Annotated in this window: 16 protein-coding genes; 6 read left to right on the top strand and 10 right to left on the bottom strand. The window is 43.9% G+C overall.

Features of this window, described 5'->3' with window-relative positions; translation table 11 throughout:
- From AS194_RS03000 to AS194_RS02990, 3 genes are all read left to right on the top strand, one after another.
- On the top strand, nucleotides 1-453 hold a 453-nt coding region (locus tag AS194_RS03000), incomplete at its 5' end, for a transposase (RefSeq protein ID WP_058023994.1).
- Between the two features lie 48 nt (nucleotides 454-501).
- A complete protein-coding gene (locus tag AS194_RS02995; protein WP_058023993.1) occupies nucleotides 502-1,788 on the top strand; it encodes a saccharopine dehydrogenase family protein in 1,287 nt (428 codons plus the stop codon).
- A 723-nt stretch (nucleotides 1,789-2,511) separates the two neighbouring features.
- Nucleotides 2,512-3,042: a hypothetical protein gene (locus AS194_RS02990; RefSeq protein WP_058023992.1), complete on the top strand. Its 531-nt coding sequence runs from the start codon at nucleotides 2,512-2,514 to the stop codon at nucleotides 3,040-3,042.
- A gap of 114 nt (nucleotides 3,043-3,156) precedes the next feature.
- Here the strand turns inward: AS194_RS02990 and AS194_RS02985 are convergent, their stop codons facing one another.
- Nucleotides 3,157-5,700, bottom strand: coding sequence for a Tex family protein (locus AS194_RS02985; protein ID WP_058023991.1), 2,544 nt, complete (start codon nucleotides 5,698-5,700; stop codon nucleotides 3,157-3,159).
- Nucleotides 5,701-6,076: 376 nt separating this feature from the next.
- Between AS194_RS02985 and ompR the strand changes: the two genes are divergently transcribed.
- The gene (gene ompR, locus AS194_RS02980; protein WP_058023990.1) at nucleotides 6,077-6,835 is read left to right on the top strand and encodes a two-component system response regulator OmpR; all 759 of its coding nucleotides are present in this window, start codon (nucleotides 6,077-6,079) and stop codon (nucleotides 6,833-6,835) included.
- A gap of 64 nt (nucleotides 6,836-6,899) precedes the next feature.
- Nucleotides 6,900-8,114 carry a CobW family GTP-binding protein gene (locus tag AS194_RS02975; RefSeq protein ID WP_227511561.1) on the top strand — a complete coding sequence of 405 codons (1,215 nt, stop codon included), beginning with the start codon at nucleotides 6,900-6,902 and terminating at the stop codon, nucleotides 8,112-8,114.
- Between the two features lie 71 nt (nucleotides 8,115-8,185).
- Here the strand turns inward: AS194_RS02975 and AS194_RS02970 are convergent, their stop codons facing one another.
- From AS194_RS02970 to ubiG, 4 genes are all read right to left on the bottom strand, one after another.
- Complete coding sequence (locus tag AS194_RS02970) at nucleotides 8,186-8,452, bottom strand: DksA/TraR family C4-type zinc finger protein (protein WP_058023989.1); 267 nt, start codon at nucleotides 8,450-8,452, stop codon at nucleotides 8,186-8,188.
- 150 nt (nucleotides 8,453-8,602) lie between these two features.
- Nucleotides 8,603-9,439 carry a YciK family oxidoreductase gene (locus AS194_RS02965; RefSeq protein WP_058023988.1) on the bottom strand — a complete coding sequence of 279 codons (837 nt, stop codon included), beginning with the start codon at nucleotides 9,437-9,439 and terminating at the stop codon, nucleotides 8,603-8,605.
- A gap of 98 nt (nucleotides 9,440-9,537) precedes the next feature.
- Nucleotides 9,538-10,248, bottom strand: a complete 711-nt coding sequence (locus tag AS194_RS02960; RefSeq protein WP_058023987.1) for an HAD family hydrolase — start codon at nucleotides 10,246-10,248, stop codon at nucleotides 9,538-9,540.
- A gap of 69 nt (nucleotides 10,249-10,317) precedes the next feature.
- Complete coding sequence (ubiG, locus tag AS194_RS02955; RefSeq protein ID WP_058023986.1) at nucleotides 10,318-11,166, bottom strand: bifunctional 2-polyprenyl-6-hydroxyphenol methylase/3-demethylubiquinol 3-O-methyltransferase UbiG; 849 nt, start codon at nucleotides 11,164-11,166, stop codon at nucleotides 10,318-10,320.
- A 521-nt stretch (nucleotides 11,167-11,687) separates the two neighbouring features.
- Here ubiG and AS194_RS02950 point away from each other — a divergent pair.
- Nucleotides 11,688-12,308, top strand: a complete 621-nt coding sequence (locus tag AS194_RS02950; RefSeq protein ID WP_058023985.1) for a thiol:disulfide interchange protein DsbA/DsbL — start codon at nucleotides 11,688-11,690, stop codon at nucleotides 12,306-12,308.
- Nucleotides 12,309-12,405: 97 nt separating this feature from the next.
- Here AS194_RS02950 and yjgA read toward each other — a convergent pair whose 3' ends face one another.
- The 5 genes from yjgA to folK all read right to left on the bottom strand — a co-directional run bounded on the left by yjgA (nucleotide 12,406) and on the right by folK (nucleotide 16,379).
- Entirely contained in the window at nucleotides 12,406-12,918 is a 513-nt protein-coding gene (gene yjgA, locus AS194_RS02945; protein ID WP_058023984.1) for a ribosome biogenesis factor YjgA, read from the bottom strand.
- 48 nt (nucleotides 12,919-12,966) lie between these two features.
- Nucleotides 12,967-13,947, bottom strand: a complete 981-nt coding sequence (rapZ, locus tag AS194_RS02940; RefSeq protein ID WP_058023983.1) for an RNase adapter RapZ — start codon at nucleotides 13,945-13,947, stop codon at nucleotides 12,967-12,969.
- A 50-nt stretch (nucleotides 13,948-13,997) separates the two neighbouring features.
- A complete protein-coding gene (panC, locus tag AS194_RS02935; protein ID WP_083499577.1) occupies nucleotides 13,998-14,900 on the bottom strand; it encodes a pantoate--beta-alanine ligase in 903 nt (300 codons plus the stop codon).
- Nucleotides 14,901-14,950: 50 nt separating this feature from the next.
- Nucleotides 14,951-15,751 (bottom strand): 3-methyl-2-oxobutanoate hydroxymethyltransferase, encoded by an 801-nt coding sequence (panB, locus tag AS194_RS02930; protein ID WP_058023982.1) that lies wholly within the window; start codon nucleotides 15,749-15,751, stop codon nucleotides 14,951-14,953.
- Nucleotides 15,752-15,869: 118 nt separating this feature from the next.
- Nucleotides 15,870-16,379 (bottom strand): 2-amino-4-hydroxy-6-hydroxymethyldihydropteridine diphosphokinase, encoded by a 510-nt coding sequence (gene folK, locus AS194_RS02925; RefSeq protein WP_058023997.1) that lies wholly within the window; start codon nucleotides 16,377-16,379, stop codon nucleotides 15,870-15,872.
- Nucleotides 16,380-16,383: the final 4 nt, after the last annotated feature.

Raw genomic sequence — 16,383 nt, 5'->3', positions numbered from 1 at the left:
ATGGATGAAAGCGGCTTTGAGGCTGAAACCATTCGTTCTCATGGCTATGCACCGATAGGTAAACCCTGTATCGATAGCTACAACTGGCAAGCTCCGAGACGAACGAATGTCATCGGAGCTCTCTATGAAAAGATGCTGTTTGCCCTTGATTACTTTGAGCAGAACATCAATAGCAATATATTTTATGACTGGTGTAAGTTCACACTTATTCCAAGTCTTAAAACCAAGTGCGTGATTGTCATGGATAACGCTCGGTTTCATAAAAGTAGACGCATTCAAAAACTACTCAATAGGCATGGCCATCGTATTCTTTGGCTGCCGCCGTACAGCCCTGATCTAAACCCTATCGAGAAAAAGTGGGCACAGGCTAAGTTTCTGCGCCAAGGGTGGATGGAGAATAATCTACCTAAACTGTTTCATGATATGGGCTGTATCGATTTTATAAAGATTTAACTATAGTTTAAAATCACATTATCATCCAATCTATTAAGGACAATACTTATGAGTACCGAGACGGATACCACAAAACCCGCACAACAAGATACTAGCGACAACCGCCCTTATGCCGTCATCTTATATGGCGCAACAAGCTTTGTCGGACAAATCACCGCTCACTATTTAACCAATTTTTTATCCAATGCTAAAAATAAAGATGGCTCTAAGGTCACTTGGGCAATTGCAGGACGTGATGAAGAAAAACTCAATGAGCTACAGTCGAAACTTGAGAGCAAAGTAGATATTATCATTGCCAATAGTAAAGACTCTGCCAGCCTTGATGAGATGACCAAACAGACACAAGTCATCATCTCAACCGTCGGCCCCTACCTCAAATATGGTGAGCCTCTTATTAAATCTTGTGCCGAAAATGGTACCGATTACGTCGACCTTACTGGTGAAGCGATCTTTATCAAAGACATGATGGACAAATATCAAGATACTGCCAAACAAAGCGGCGCACGGATTGTCAACTCTTGCGGCTTTGATTCTATCCCATCAGATTTGGGCGTTTACTTTACGCAAACCAAAGCAGAAGAGAAGTTCGGAGAAGCTTGTAACGTGATTCACATGCGCGTAAAAGCGGCAAAAGGCGGCATCTCTGGTGGTACGATTGCCTCGATGGCTACGATATTTGAAGAAGTTGGTGAAGATAAATCACGCCGTCAGCAAGTAGCCAACCCTTATCTGCTAAACGATGACACAGATGTGCCCAATGTACGTCAAGACAATGTCAGCAAACCAGAATACGACAGCACCCATAAACGTTGGTTGGCGCCCTTTGTGATGGCGAGTATCAACACACGTATTGTCCATCGCAGTAACCAGCTACTTGGTTATGAATACGGTCGCGATTTTAAATATGACGAAGCCATGTGGATGAAAGATGGTGTCAAAGGTAAGTTATCAAGCTACGCGATGAGCGCGGGTCTACTAGGATTTGCCACTGCCATGATGATTAAACCAAGCCGTGAGTTATTGTCCAAGCATGTATTGCCCAAAGCAGGCACAGGCCCTTCTAAGGATGAGCAGGAAAATGGCTACTTTGATATTCGCCATTTCGGTCAAACAGCTAAAAACGACACCATCACGGTCAAAGTTACCGGCGATAAAGATCCTGGTTACGGTAGCACTTCTCGTATGCTCGCGCAGGCAGCATTATGTCTGGCACAAGATATCAGTAAAGAAGACGTTGGCGGCGGATTCTGGACGCCTGCCTCTGCGATGGGTGATAAGCTCATAGCCCGTTTAGAAGAACATTCAGGTCTAAGCTTTGAAGTTATCGATGGTTAACCGAATGTAAAACATTTAAATAATGATTTATTAACGCTGATGATTTTAATGACCGTATCTTGATAACAAGGTGCGGTTTTTTAATACGCAAATTTTATAGCGCTCAGCTATCATATTAGCGAATACTAATAGCGTACTTTTTTGGTAATCAATGTTGCGGCTTTTCGATTTTTTAGTACATTATGCTACAGATTTTTAGTCTAATGTCACAGCCATATTCTCCTCAATACGCTAGGATAAAATACGTTATGGTTTGGTTATTATAGAGAATATTCATTTAAAAATTTTAATCAAAGTTCACTTCAAAAAACATCCTCTAGTAAAAATATTTCTCTAAAACAATGTTATTGATCGAATTGATATTAGTCAAAATTTTCCAGTAGTTCGTGTGCCAGATAAAGGTTTTTAGCAGCCTGTTATCGATACAAATACTGGTAAATATATCATTGTTGAATAAAATAGATCCAAATGCTTACTTCATTTCTTAAATGAGATGTGGGTTTAATAGTTTCATAACGTCACAACAATATACCAAGCTGTTAGAACCTTAATGAGTTTACTACTGAAATGTCTGTTATATAACTGGTACTTTGTTTTTACAAATTATAGTAAGGTCAAACCAAAATCTGGCTGTCCTCAATTATCTGCATTTTAGACATAATTATATATAGATATGGCAGCTGTTTTTAATCATTGTTCATTTATTGAATTTGGAGTTTTTTAATGAGAAAAAATATTTTATCGTTAGTCTTAGGAGCGACCCTTGTTTTGCCAGCGGCAGCAATAGCTGCACCTGTCAATACCAGTGACATTATGCTAGCAGATATGCGTACCACTCCTGTCGATAATACTTTGCAAGCCGAAATAGAAGGCCCTGATGGCGAGCTTGTCGCTACTCAACCGGGTGCTGTTGATAACAACAACATGGACGCGATAAATGACGATATGGAATCTGAAGAAGGTGACATGGACGAAGATATGACCGTTACAGCGGACGAAAAAATGTCTGAAGATCAAGTTAAAGCTGAAGTTGCTCAAGCCAGAGCTGAATTGGCTCAGGCCCGTGCTACCGCTGAACGCCCTACTCAGATGACAAATGACGTTCAAAGCAGCCAAGCAACACCTGCTGACATGCGCGAAAAGCCAGTCGAGATTACCTTACAAGAAAAGAAAAAAGACCGTCGTGGTGAGCTTTTAGCGACTCAGCCTGGTCAAGTGGAATTTAACGAAAACCGTCGTTTCACCATTCGTTAATAATGACAGTGCTTGATTGAATAGTATGATTAATAGTTTACTACTATCAATAAGTGACACAAAAAAGGCAGCCAATTGGCTGCCTTTTTTGTTGCACACGGCTATAAATTTTGGCTATTTCTTAGTTTTAGTCACGCCAGCTTCTTGTAACAAGGCGCCAAGTGTACCCATTTTACTAGGTGCTTCCGCTTTATCGTTTTTGATCGGTTTGCTACGGTTACTATTCGTATTATCCTGACGTTTACCACGTGGCTTAGACGAACGCTTATCAGCAGCAGAACGACTATTATTTGGACGGTCACTATTCGCTTGATTACTGCGTGGACGGCTCACTTTTTCACCATCTGTACTGGTTGCAGTAGACTTAGCAGCCGTACGGACAGGTTTTTCAGACTCAGGCTTCATACTGAATCCGATACGACCACGTTTTTCATCGATAGAAATAACACGAACCGATACGATATCACCAGGTTTGACGCGGTTCATGGGATCTGCGACAAAGTCATTGGCCATCTGAGATATATGGACCAAACCATCCTGATGTACACCGACATCAACGAAACAGCCAAAGGCCGTTACGTTTGTGACCACGCCTTCAAGCTGCATACCTTCGCTCAAATCTTTGATACTATTGACATCATCACGGAAGTTAGCCGTTTTAAACTCAGGACGTGGATCGCGTGCAGGTTTAGCAAGCTCTTCGATAATCGCTTTTACGCTGATATTATCATCGTTAGCAGGCAGCGCAGTCGTATCGATAGCATTCAGTACACCATCGTTACCGATGACTTCTGACAGCGGTTTGTCGGCTTGTACTAACAGGCTGTCGACCAACGCATAGCTCTCTGGATGCACGCCTGTCGCATCTAGTGGATTGCTACCATTATGAATACGTAAGAAACCTGCTGCTTGCTCAAACGTCTTAACGCCTAGACGTGGGACATTTTTGAGTGCTTCACGGCTATCAAATGCCCCATGCTCACGGCGATAAGTCACGATTTGCTGCGCCACATTACGGTTCAGACCCGCAATATGTGCCAAAATAGCAGGACTCGCTGTATTTACATCAACACCAACCGCATTCACGCTATCTTGAGTGACTTTATCAAGACTATCTGCGAGCTGGTTTTGGTTCACATCATGCTGATACTGACCTACACCGATGGCTTTTGGATCGACTTTGACAAGCTCTGACAATGGATCCTGCAAGCGGCGTGCGATAGACACCGCACCGCGCACCGACACATCTAAATTGGCAAGCTCATCACTAGCAAGCTCGCTCGCCGAATAGACGGAAGCGCCTGATTCATTGACGATGACAGCTTTGGCTTTAAGTGCAGCGTTCGCGGCCAAAATCTCTTTAATCATCGCATCGGTTTCACGACTTGCCGTACCATTACCGATCGCGACCAAATCAACGTTATAAGTGCTTAATAGCTCATCAATGACTTTTTTGGCTTCATCCATTTTGTTGTCAGGGGCAAACGGATAAACGGTTGCGATGACAGGTTTTTCTTCGCTATCTAACATGACATGACCTTGCGCATCCACAATAGCCATTTTTACGCCATGACGGATACCAGGATCGACACCTAAGATCACTTTAGGGCCTGCTGGTGCAGCCATCAATAAATGCTGTAAGTTACTAGCGAACACATCAATCGCATCTGCTTCTGCAGCTAGGCGCTTTTCGGTCAGTAAGCGGTGCTCGATATGTGGACGCCATTTGTCTTTCCACAAACTACTGGCCGCCTCTATCAAAAACTCACGGCGTGCTGCTGGCGCTTTGGCATCGACATCGAAATGATTGATAATTTTTTCGATAAACGGTGCGTCTTCGCCTTCGATTTTTAGACCCAAGACGTTTTCTTGACGACCGCGTAACATCGCTAATAGGCGATGGTTTGGCAGTCGAGCCAGGCTTTCGCTATGCTCAAAGTAGTCTTTGAACTTTTCGCCAACTTCACGCTTTTCTTCGCTCGCAACGCTCGATACGATACTGGCAGTTTTGGCAAAACCATTGCGTAAGTTATCCAACAACCCCAATGCTTGCGTCCACTCATCAACGATAATGGCTTGCACACCAGCAAGCTGCTTGTCGATATCGCTAAAGTCAACGTCGATCTCATTACCACTATCATCAGTGATACTTGACTGAACTTGATAATCAGCCAGCGCCTCTGTCGGGGTGATCTCTTGCGTCAAGACAGCTTGCGCAGCAGCATCGAGTCCAGCGGCACGTGCTTTGGCAGCCGGTGAACGACGACGCGGACGATATGGCAGATAGATGTCTTCAAGCTCAAGCTTAGACGTCGCGTTATCGATACGCGTCTGTAGCTCATCGGTCAGATTGCCCTGTGTGCTCAGTAACTCAGTGATTTTGAGGCGACGGGTGGCCATGTCACGCTCATAATTCAGAGACTTCTCGAGAGCACGCAGCTGCGCGTCATCAAGGTTCTGCGTCTTTTCTTTGCGGTAACGCGCAATGAAAGGAACCGTTGCGCCTTCATCATAAAGCTTCACAAACGCATTGACTTGAGCAGTCTTAATGCCAAGCGCGCGAGCAAGCTTGTCGTGAATATTCGCGTGTGTGGTTGCATCCAAAACCTGTGCATTTGTCGAGGTTTGAGATGACGTTAAGGTATCAGTGCTACTCATATACGTATCAATCGTTGAGAAATGTAGTTTTGCATTATAGCAAAAGCTGCATGAATAAAAATCCTTTTTATCTTTTCGTTAATTATCGCCTGTTTTGCGGCATAAAACGTTTTATATCAAACGTTCTGTAGCCTTGTTAAACAAACGCATACAGCATTTATTCTTATGAGTGATGCAATTCGCAGTGCAATCTTATACACTAAAGTATCCATAGCACAAATATTGAGATGTGCTGATATATTGAACAATAGTTTTTGATTTTATGACGTGCTTGTTTTGATCCATCATTAAATAACGACAATTAATGGCAGTGCTTTATTCATCGCTTTTTACTCGTCATTTCTGCTAACAATAATTTTTATAAGAGGATGCCTGTATGACTGATAACAACAGCCCCGATACTTTGACTCAGCGTATTTTAGTTGTCGATGATGACGCTCGCCTGCGCTCTTTGCTACAGCGCTTCCTAGAAGACGATGGTTTCGTCGTTCGTACTGCCCATGATGGTAGTCAGATGGACAAACTCATGCAACGTGAGCTCTTCTCTTTGGTTGTGTTAGATTTGATGCTACCGGGCGAAGACGGTATCAGCATCTGTAAGCGCCTACGTGAAGACAATGCGGACATTCCAATCATTATGTTGACCGCCAAAGGTGGCGATGCTGACCGTATCGCAGGTTTGGAAGCGGGTGCAGATGATTACCTGCCTAAGCCGTTTAACCCAAAAGAGCTATTGGCGCGTATCAAAGCCGTGTTGCGTCGTCAAAACCGTGAGCTTCCAGGGGCACCAAGTCACCAATTAGAAGTGGTTGAATTTGGTCCATGGACACTAGATCTATCGACTCGCACGCTCAAACGTGATGGGAATGTCGTCACTTTGACGACAGGTGAGTTTTCGGTGTTAAAGGCTTTAGTTCAGCATCCACGTGAGCCGTTGACCCGTGACAAGTTGATGAACCTTGCTCGTGGTCGTGAGTGGGGTGCGATGGAACGCTCTATTGATGTGCAAGTATCACGCTTGCGTCGCTTGATTGAAGACAATCCATCACAGGCCCGTTACATTCAAACGGTTTGGGGTGTGGGTTATGTGTTCGTTCCTGATGAAGCTGAGGTAGAAACCGTCAAGAGTGAATAACCTTTGACTGATGACATTTCTTTTAATATAGGCCGTGTTTGGTTATTCATAAATACGTGCCGATATGATGAGCATACCTGTGAAAAACCCTATTATTTTTCAAAACATACCCTGCACGTTAGTGACAGGGTTTTTAGGTGCTGGCAAAACCACCGTCATCAATCAGCTACTTGCCACAAAACCTAATGACGAGCGCTGGGCTCTATTAATCAATGAGTTTGGCCGTATCGGGATTGATGGTGCACTATTGGCAAGCTCTCAAGATAACGATCTTGAGCAACAGAATATCGCCATGCGTGAAGTCAGTGGCGGCTGTATTTGCTGTACCAGTCAACTGCCCTTACAAATTGCGATCAGTCGTCTGCTTAATGACCATCACCCGCGAAGACTGCTTATTGAACCCACAGGATTGGCACATCCACGCGAGCTGATATTACAGCTCAGTGCGCCGCATTGGCAAACCGCACTACAGATGAATGCGGTGATAACTGTACTGAGTGGCGAGCAGTGGCAACAGATTAAGTATCGTGACCATGAGGGTTTTCAAGCGCATGTTCGTGATGCCGATGTGCTGATCGTCAATCGCTATGATCAACTAAGTAGTAGCGAAAAACACACCTTGATAGAGTGGATAGCCACGCTAAACTCACATGCAAAAATCATTTGGGCAGTATCCGAACTAACAACTGAGACAACAGACGCATCAAACACCCCATTAACCAAGGAATACATAGCAGGTCTAAACTACCAACTCGACAAGCCCAGCCATATCATTGCAAATCAACGAAAAGTCAGTATCGCTCATCTTCACAAACCGATGATCGGCTTGCAATCTCAAGCCCATTCTTTAGCAACTGTACCATCATCGAGTTCATCTACCGATGAGACAGAAGCTCAGGCTAGTGCTAATAGTGATCTGCCCTATCGCTATCATGAAGAGCAGCAGGATTTTCAGTTGGCTGGATGGCGATTACCTGCACACTACATACTAAACGCTGACGATTTACAGAATTGGTTGTTAGCACTGCCAAATTGGCAACGCATCAAAGGCGTGGTTCATACTTCTGATGGCTGGCTGCAGATCAATTTTAACCCTGGTAGTCTATCCACCAAAACAATCGATCCACATACTGATAGTCGATTGGAAATTATTTTGCAACTAGGCAATGCTGTAGATACAGCTACAGAAAAAACAGAAACTGAGCATGATGCCAAAGCGTCAGCAGCTTCTATAAATTGGGAGGATTGCGATCGCGAACTGATGGCAATGGTTATATAGCAACAGACAGAAAAAAGGCGGGCATTGCTATGTTATCTAGCAATGCCCGCCCTTTTGCTTTCTTCTTCCTTTTAGCGCAATTGGCTGTCTTTACTGCCGCGACGATTAAATAGCTCCACCGCCTTTGCCTCTTGCTCAAGCGCTGTTTGGCAACTGACGCAATGCTGGATACCAGGCACCGCTAGTCGCCGCGCCTCCGGAATAGAATTACCGCATTCGTCACAAAATTCTGCACTCACACCTGTTGGCAATGAGCGTCTTGCGCGCTCTAACGCATCATTGACCGTTGCATCCATTTGCTCATGCTCAGCACCATCTCTTGACCAGCCACCTGCCATAATTTTATCCTATTTGTTTTTTATTAGTCATTATTTTGTATATAAGTTCTTTAATAACAAATATATGGGGCTAGGTACGACTGATTACAACCTAATAATCGTCGCAATATCATAAATAGAACATGACCACATAAAGCAAAAATATCACTGTTAATCTTTTGGCTGCAACTCAACAACTTGCCCGCGCACGCCAATACTCGCATCACTCATCAAACAGACGTAGCCTGCCATAATATCTTCAGGTGTTTTTAAGCTCATAGGGTTCTCCCCTGGATAAGCATGAGCGCGCATATTGGTGCGAGTAGCACCCGGATTGACACAGTTAAAGCGCAGGTTGGTAGTGTTTTGAGTTTCTTGCGTGAAGATATCACTCATACCTTCAACCGCTTGCTTAGAGAGCGCATAAGCGCCCCAAAACGCACGAGGATGCGTACCTACAGTGCTAGACGTAAAGACGATAGAGCCATGATCGGCATCTTTTAGCAGTGGTAGCAATGCTTGGGTGAGCATAAAGGTCGCTGTAAAGTTAACCTTCATGACTTGAGCGAATGTATCAACGTCATACATCTCAAGTGGCGTCAATTGTCCAAGCACACCAGCATTATGCAAAACACCATCCAGCTGACCAACTTCTTTATCAATCAATCCTTCTAGCTGCTGCATTTCAGCATAGGTTGCCCCTTCTAGATTCATCGGCAACATAGCAGGCTGTTTACCGCCAAGGCTCTCAATCTCGTCATAGACATACTCAAGCTTACTGCTGGTACGACCCAAGAGCAACACCGTAGCACCATAACGAGCATAAGTCAGTGCCGCAACACGGCCGATACCATCCCCTGCACCTGTCACTAAGATAGTTTTTCCATCTAGACAATGAGTAGGTGGCACAAAATTGCGAATATCGTCATGAGTCAAAGGTTGAGTAAGACTTTGAACGTTTTTTTGGTTGTTTTTCTGATTAGCTGGCTGATTGATATTGTCACTCATGGTATTACTCACTACTTATCGTTGAATCATTAAAATATATGCTTATCAGTATGAACTCAAGATGACTCATACTGACCATTTACTACCCAAAAACCAGTCTATAAATACTCAAATTTGCCAGAAGAAAGCAGCAATTTGTTCAACTGCTCAGGGGTCTCAACAATATAGTCAGCTCCCCACTTTTTGAGCGTTTTTTGATCTTCAGGTGGAATATAACCATAAGCGGCCAAAATGGTTGGCATACCAGCGGCGTTGCCCGCTTCGATATCACGGATATGATCGCCCACATAGAGCACAGAGCCAGCAGCACCGCGAGGGATACCCAGTTTCTCTAGGGCCATATACATCGGCTCAGGATCCGGTTTTGAGCGTGATACATCGTCTGGACAGACCAAAGCGGCACAGCGCTCATCAAGTTGCATTTTATTGAGCAGTTTTTCTGCCAGATAGCGGGGCTTGTTGGTGACAATACCCCACGGTACGCCTTTGCTCTCTAGATCTGCCAGCACTGCGTCAAGGCTATCAAACAAGCAGCTATCGACACAGATGTCGGCTTCATAGTCATCTAGGAACTGTTGACGAAAATTAAGTAACTCGTCCTCGCCAACCTCTAGCTGATCGTTATGTCTGAGCATCAATTGCACCATAGCGGATGCACCCGCAGAAACTTGCTCGCGGATTTCTGTCTCAAGCGGCGCCTGCCAATTATTTTCAAGGCTCATTTTACCAATGATACGCACAAAGTCCGCGGCAGTATCGATTAACGTGCCATCAAGGTCAAATAAAACAGCTTTTACAAATTGGCTCATAGTGGATGCTCTTGAGATTGATAACGTGTTTAATAAAAATACAATGGATATCGCTGGTCCCTGACAATGTTAACCCAGTGGCTTTTGAACGGCGATCATATAATTGACATCGACATTTTGAGCAAGCCAATAACGCTTGGTCAAGGGATTGTAATGCAAACCGATGATATCTTGGCGTGCAAATCCTGTATTGATGGCCATTTTGTCTAGCTCAGCTGGCGTGATAAATTTGGCATAATCATGCGTACCGCGATCAAGCAATCGCAATACATACTCTGCCCCAACGATGGCAAACAAATACGATTTTGGGTTGCGATTGATGGTTGAGAGCACGCAGACGCCGCCAGGGGCTAGTAGCTCATAACACGCTTGTACAATTGAGCTAGGATCAGGCACGTGCTCCAGCATCTCCATACAGGTCACCACATCGAACTGACCTGCATGCGTTTTTGCTAGCTCTTCAACTGGAATATGCTGATAGCGCAATGTGTTCTCTAACCCGCCCTGTGAGGCATGTACGGTTGCGGCCTTGAGATTTTCAGTGCCCAAATCAATCCCTGTCACATCCGCACCGCGGCGCGCCATAGATTCCGACAATATGCCACCGCCGCAGCCGACATCCAGTACTTTTTTGTCAGCGAGCCCCTGCTCTGCTGTTTTGATCGCGCCAGTTTTGTTGCCATTGTTAGCGTCGTTTTGATAACCCCGTTTGACGTTTTCTTCTATCCAATTTAAGCGTAATGGATTGATTTCATGTAAGGTTGCAAATGCACCTGTATTGCTCCACCATTCACTCGCCAAGTTGTTAAATTTTTCGACTTCGCTGGGATCGACGTTTATCGTATTCGTTACTGTATCATCGAAGCGTTTTTTGGTTGTATCGCTCGATGTTGGCGAAGAAGATAAGGCTGAGCTCATAGTATTTCCTTTGTTGTCGTTATCGTTATTATCGTAGAAGGTGCACGATTATGTGTTCAATATTATCATGAGCGCAGCTTCTTTGTCGTAAGTACATCGTCACTGATTGTGAATAGACTGGGCAAACACCTAAGTTTGTGTGCCAGCTGCTTTGTAATAGCGCCGTTATACGGCCTATTATAAAAATATTCATTCATATTATCGACAATTACTCCTAGTATAGAGAGATCTGATCTAAAAATATAAATGAGCGGATAATATTGATAAAAATACAAAGCAGCGTAAGTAAGATACCTTAAATAATAGCTAACAGCTTTACAACTGTCGGTTAAGAATCCGATTCACAAGCGCCCACGTTTTACGTTATCATAGTCGATACCTCAATATTGTATTGGTGATACTCAATATTATGTCACTTAAGTATATTGAAATTCTTTTCGCTCAGATATCATGTATTATAAGCGCCATAGATACACAAACCCTTTAACAAACTCTAAATCCCTACATCTTAAGGATAAAGTATGAAACGTGTCATTACATTGACTGGTCTGGCAATGGCCATTGGACTTGCTTCTATGGGCGCACAAGCTGCAGACTATGTCGCTGGAAAAGATTATCGTGTGCTAGACAATCCAGAGACCATCAGCGGTGATGCTATTATTGTTCGTGAGTTTTTCTGGTACGGTTGCCCGCATTGTAATATTCTCGATCCACACATGGAAAAATGGGCAAAAACCAAAGACAAAGATGTCGTATTCTTCAAAACACCAGCAGCACTAAACCCTGTTTGGGAAGCCAATGCTCGTGGTTTTTATGCCGCTCAGCTTTTAGGATTTGAAGACAAAACCCATTCTGCCTTGTTTGATGCGATTCATAAAGATGGCAAAAAACTGTTTGATCAATCATCATTGAGCAAATGGTATGCATCAAAAGGCGTGAATGAGAAGAAATTCAACAGTCTTTACAACTCATTTGCTGTCGGTACTAAAATTGGTCGCTCACAAGAAGGCGCTAAGCGCTATCAGCTTACTGGCGTACCTGCTGTAGTCGTACAAGGCAAATATGTGGTCACAGGTGAAGATGCTAAAGTGCCTAAAGTGGTTGAATATCTAGTCGATAAAGCCCGCGCTGAGAAAAAATAGCCTCTATATACAAGCTTATACAGCGCATACAAAAAAGCCAATCAGTCATTGATTGGCTTTTTTGTATTGGGGTACACGTCCATATCGTCTGAGAGGTCTATTTTTTCAATTGCGACAAGATCGCCACTTCGCGAATATAAGTTGCCAAGTCTTCTTTTGATTCCGCCATCAACTCATCATCTTGCATATGCTTGGCGTATTCAATCCACAATAGTAACTGATACATACTATTATGTTCAGAAGCTTTGTATTGTTTTACAAATTGCTTGAGCGTTCCCTCATCATTGATATTTAGGCGATCGTACCAACTTTCAATTTTAGACACCTGCTCCTTGGGGAAAAACGCATCAAACAATGCCTTGACCAACTCGTGGCGATTTTCTTCGCTGATGAGCTTACCGACGCGTTTGGTCTGGCGATTACGGGCATTGGCGCTAGTAATGTCAGCTAATGCCATGAGTTCCGCCATAAAATAATCGCTGGCTGGCAACGTTTTTAACTGCTTTTTTGAGAGGCTAGCGAGTGGTATGGATAACTGCTGTAAGCGCTCGTGGGCTTTTTTGAGCTCTGTGCGCGAAACGCGCATATCTTGTTCTGACCAGTCAATCATAAAAGCTTTCCAAAATAACAAGTAATAAATTAATAGTGCTGAATACAACTACCAACGACTTTTTTCGCGATGTTTTGCCAGTACCTTTACACCTTCTGGCATCGTATCAGCGAGGCGACGCTGTAGATGATCGGTGATAAATACTGAACGATGCTTACCGCCGGTACAACCGATTGCAACCGTCACTGTATGACGATTATTATGCAAAAACTCTGGTAGCCAACGTGTCAAAAACTTATCGATATCATCTAGCATTTCAGCCACTTCAGGATACTCTGCAAAAAACGTGCTGACTTCAGCATCGAGCCCTGTCGAGGCACGTAGCTCAGGATTCCAATGTGGATTGGGCAAAATCCTGACATCAAATACAAAGTCAGCATCAATGGGACTACCGTGCTTAAAACCAAATGACAGTAGGTTAATGACAATTTGATTGTCCATGCCAATGTGTTCGCGTAACCTGTCTTTTAACTGATGAATATTTAAAGTCGTTGTATCGATCTTGATATCTGCTTGACTGGAGATGGGCTTTAACAGCTCAACTTCTTTTTTGATCGCGGCAGGTAGATTAAATACGACATGGTTTGCATTATCACTATCGACATCCTGAGACATGAGTGGATGTACACGGCGCGTCGCATTGAAACGTGCTATTAGGGTGCTCTCCTGTGCGGTCACATATAGGACTTGTACCGCTTGCGCCCCATAGGTTTCTTTCAAAGAAGCATAGATTGCTGCAAAATTGGACAGATCAGCTCGTGGCGTCCGTATATCAACACCTAGCGCAATGCGATTGATACCGCTCTCTTTTACCAGCTTGTGGGCGGCGCTCGGCAATAGAGACAACGGTAGATTATCGATAGAGTAATATCCTAAATCTTCTAGGATATTTAACACTGATGTTTTGCCTGATCCTGAACGGCCTGATACCACTAGAATGCTGAGCTTATCCGTTGATATTTTTGGCGCTGATATTTTTGGCGTTGTCGATGCAGCTTGATTCTCGCTTTGATCCTGACTTATATCCATGATCTACCCATTCTAGTTCATTGCATCCGATACATTATGTACCGAAGGGTTTACCCCACCACTACTAACTGATTATCCAATAAACGTGCGCGTCCCAGCCATGCTGCAACCAAAATAACAATGTTTTTATTTTCTATATTGAAAGTTGTAGAGTCACTTACGACAGAACCCAGCGCTTCAGTTTTTACTTCTAGATAATCGATCGTGAAACCTGCATCACTAATGCGTGTACGCTTGTCTTTTAGTAATGATTCAAACGCTTGCTGACTAATACCACCACCTTTCAACTGCTTTGCCAAATCTTGTAGCTCTCGATGCAGTATAGGCGCAACTTGTCGCTCAGATTCGGTTAAGTATTGATTACGTGAGGAGAGCGCTAGCCCATCATCAGCACGAATAATAGGTGCACCAATAATCTCAATTGAGTAGCTCAAATCACGCACCAACTGCTTAATAATAGCCAGCTGCTGATAGTCTTTTTGGCCAAATATCGCCACATCTGGTTGCACAATGTTGAAAAGCTTAGAGACAACGATACCAACGCCATCAAAATGACCAGGACGTGATTGACCACATAGTTGGCTACTAATAGCGCCAGCTAATACAGTAGTCGGTGGTGGTAATACTGGGTACATCGCATCAACGCTTGGCGCAAACACATAATCTGCACCAACAGTGGCAAGCTTAGCCACATCCTCGTCTAGTGTACGCGGATAACTATCAAAATCCTCGCCCACACCGAACTGAGTAGGATTGACAAAAATACTAACGACGACGATATCCGCATGCTGTTTAGCAATTTTTACCAGCTCTAGATGACCCTGATGCAGATTGCCCATTGTTGGTACTAACGCAATACGCTGCTGACGGTCTTGTTTGTCAATTTGGTGACCACGATAAGGCTGAAGCGCTGCACGTAGTGATGGGATATCATGATAAATAATTGGAGACATGGTAGTTTTTCTTATATTTCAATATTCTGATATTTGAAAGCTCAAATAGATTAGCTAAATTGATGCTGTTCAGTTGGGAAACTGCCCTCACGTACTGATTGCTGATATAACGCAAAAGCCCCTTCAATACTATGTGCACTGTTACGCTCATCGGTCAAAAAGTCATGTACAAAACGTGGCACACGACCGTGTACCATACCGAGCATGTCATGCATCACCAGTACCTGACCATCAGTATCTGCGCCTGCACCGATGCCAATGACTGGTACAGCGACAGCATCTGTCACTGTTTTGGCAAGTGCTGCCGGCACACACTCTAGCACCAACAGCGCTGCACCAGCATCAACCACTGCCTTAGCATCAGCGAGCAATTTGTCAGCCGCTTCGTCACCGCGGCCTTGAATCTTATAGCCGCCAAAGACATTGACCGATTGCGGAGTCAAACCAAGATGTACACAAGTAGGCGTTCCTGCTTGCGCTAAAGTCCTCACCAATTCACAGAGCTCACTACCGCCTTCGACCTTAATCACATGCGCGCCTGCTTGCATCAATTGGCGGCTATTGGCAATGGCTTCTGGCAACGTCACATAACTCATGAACGGCAGGTCAGCCAATATCAAAGCGTGTTTATTACTACGGGCGATATTGGCTGTGTGATATGCCATATCATTGACGGTTACAGGTAGTGTTGAGTCATGGCCTTGCACGACCATACCTAGACTATCACCAATCAAAATCGTATCGATCTGTGCCTTATCCATCATCCGTGCAAACATTGAGTCATAGCACGTCAAGCAAGTAAACTTAGTACCCTCTTTTTTAAATTTATTCAACGTAGATAATGTTGTCATATGACCCTCAATTAACTTGCAATGCCTTTAATTATCAACGTCTATCATTTTAGCTGGCGTTAGTGAGCTATCATAAAAAGTATCTGATACTTAATCAGTTATGATAAGCCACTGCAGATCAGTCGTTTGATAATAATTTTAAGCCTGTCCAATCATGACTTTGTGAGTAATCAGCTATTGGTGTTTCTACGATAGTCAAATGTGGCGCTAACTCTCGCAGTGGTATTAATACAAAATTACGCTCGCATAGTCCAACGTGCGGAACCGTTAGCTGTGGTTCGGCAATCTGCATATCACCATATAGTAAAATATCGACATCTAGACTACGCTCACCCCAGCGGCGCAAACGTGCCCGCTTGGCCATGCTCTCTAACTGCTGACAAAAACTAAGCAGCTCAAAAGGCGTCATTACCGTTTCAAACCCAGCAACCGCATTGATAAAGTCTGGCTGGTCTTGTGGACCCATTGGCGCTGAGGCATAAAAAGAAGACACGCTACTTTCGCGTATTTTCTCACTCTTTTTCATGCTTTCAAGCGCTTGCTGCAAATGGTCTATAGGCGAGCCCAACTCATTAGATAGATTGCTACCTAGGCCCACATAACAGGTAACCCAGTGACTATCATTCATACTG

The sequence above is a fragment of the Psychrobacter piscatorii genome, from assembly GCF_001444505.1.
Classification (GTDB): domain Bacteria; phylum Pseudomonadota; class Gammaproteobacteria; order Pseudomonadales; family Moraxellaceae; genus Psychrobacter; species Psychrobacter piscatorii_B.
The sequence above is the reverse complement of the archived record's forward strand: the minus strand, read 5'-3'. Positions and strand labels throughout refer to the sequence as shown.

Excerpts from the sequence above, each read along its gene's own strand:
- AS194_RS02995 (WP_058023993.1), top strand. The coding sequence starts at position 502 with ATGAGTACCGAGACGGATACCACAAAACCCGCACAACAAGATACTAGC.
- AS194_RS02990 (WP_058023992.1), top strand. The coding sequence starts at position 2,512 with ATGAGAAAAAATATTTTATCGTTAGTCTTAGGAGCGACCCTTGTTTTG.
- AS194_RS02985 (WP_058023991.1), bottom strand. The coding sequence starts at position 5,700 with ATGAGTAGCACTGATACCTTAACGTCATCTCAAACCTCGACAAATGCA.
- ompR (WP_058023990.1), top strand. The coding sequence starts at position 6,077 with ATGACTGATAACAACAGCCCCGATACTTTGACTCAGCGTATTTTAGTT.
- AS194_RS02975 (WP_227511561.1), top strand. The coding sequence starts at position 6,900 with ATGATGAGCATACCTGTGAAAAACCCTATTATTTTTCAAAACATACCC.
- AS194_RS02970 (WP_058023989.1), bottom strand. The coding sequence starts at position 8,452 with ATGGCAGGTGGCTGGTCAAGAGATGGTGCTGAGCATGAGCAAATGGAT.
- AS194_RS02965 (WP_058023988.1), bottom strand. The coding sequence starts at position 9,439 with ATGAGTGACAATATCAATCAGCCAGCTAATCAGAAAAACAACCAAAAA.
- AS194_RS02960 (WP_058023987.1), bottom strand. The coding sequence starts at position 10,248 with ATGAGCCAATTTGTAAAAGCTGTTTTATTTGACCTTGATGGCACGTTA.
- ubiG (WP_058023986.1), bottom strand. The coding sequence starts at position 11,166 with ATGAGCTCAGCCTTATCTTCTTCGCCAACATCGAGCGATACAACCAAA.
- AS194_RS02950 (WP_058023985.1), top strand. The coding sequence starts at position 11,688 with ATGAAACGTGTCATTACATTGACTGGTCTGGCAATGGCCATTGGACTT.
- yjgA (WP_058023984.1), bottom strand. The coding sequence starts at position 12,918 with ATGATTGACTGGTCAGAACAAGATATGCGCGTTTCGCGCACAGAGCTC.
- rapZ (WP_058023983.1), bottom strand. The coding sequence starts at position 13,947 with ATGGATATAAGTCAGGATCAAAGCGAGAATCAAGCTGCATCGACAACG.
- panC (WP_083499577.1), bottom strand. The coding sequence starts at position 14,900 with ATGTCTCCAATTATTTATCATGATATCCCATCACTACGTGCAGCGCTT.
- panB (WP_058023982.1), bottom strand. The coding sequence starts at position 15,751 with ATGACAACATTATCTACGTTGAATAAATTTAAAAAAGAGGGTACTAAG.
- folK (WP_058023997.1), bottom strand. The coding sequence starts at position 16,379 with ATGAATGATAGTCACTGGGTTACCTGTTATGTGGGCCTAGGTAGCAAT.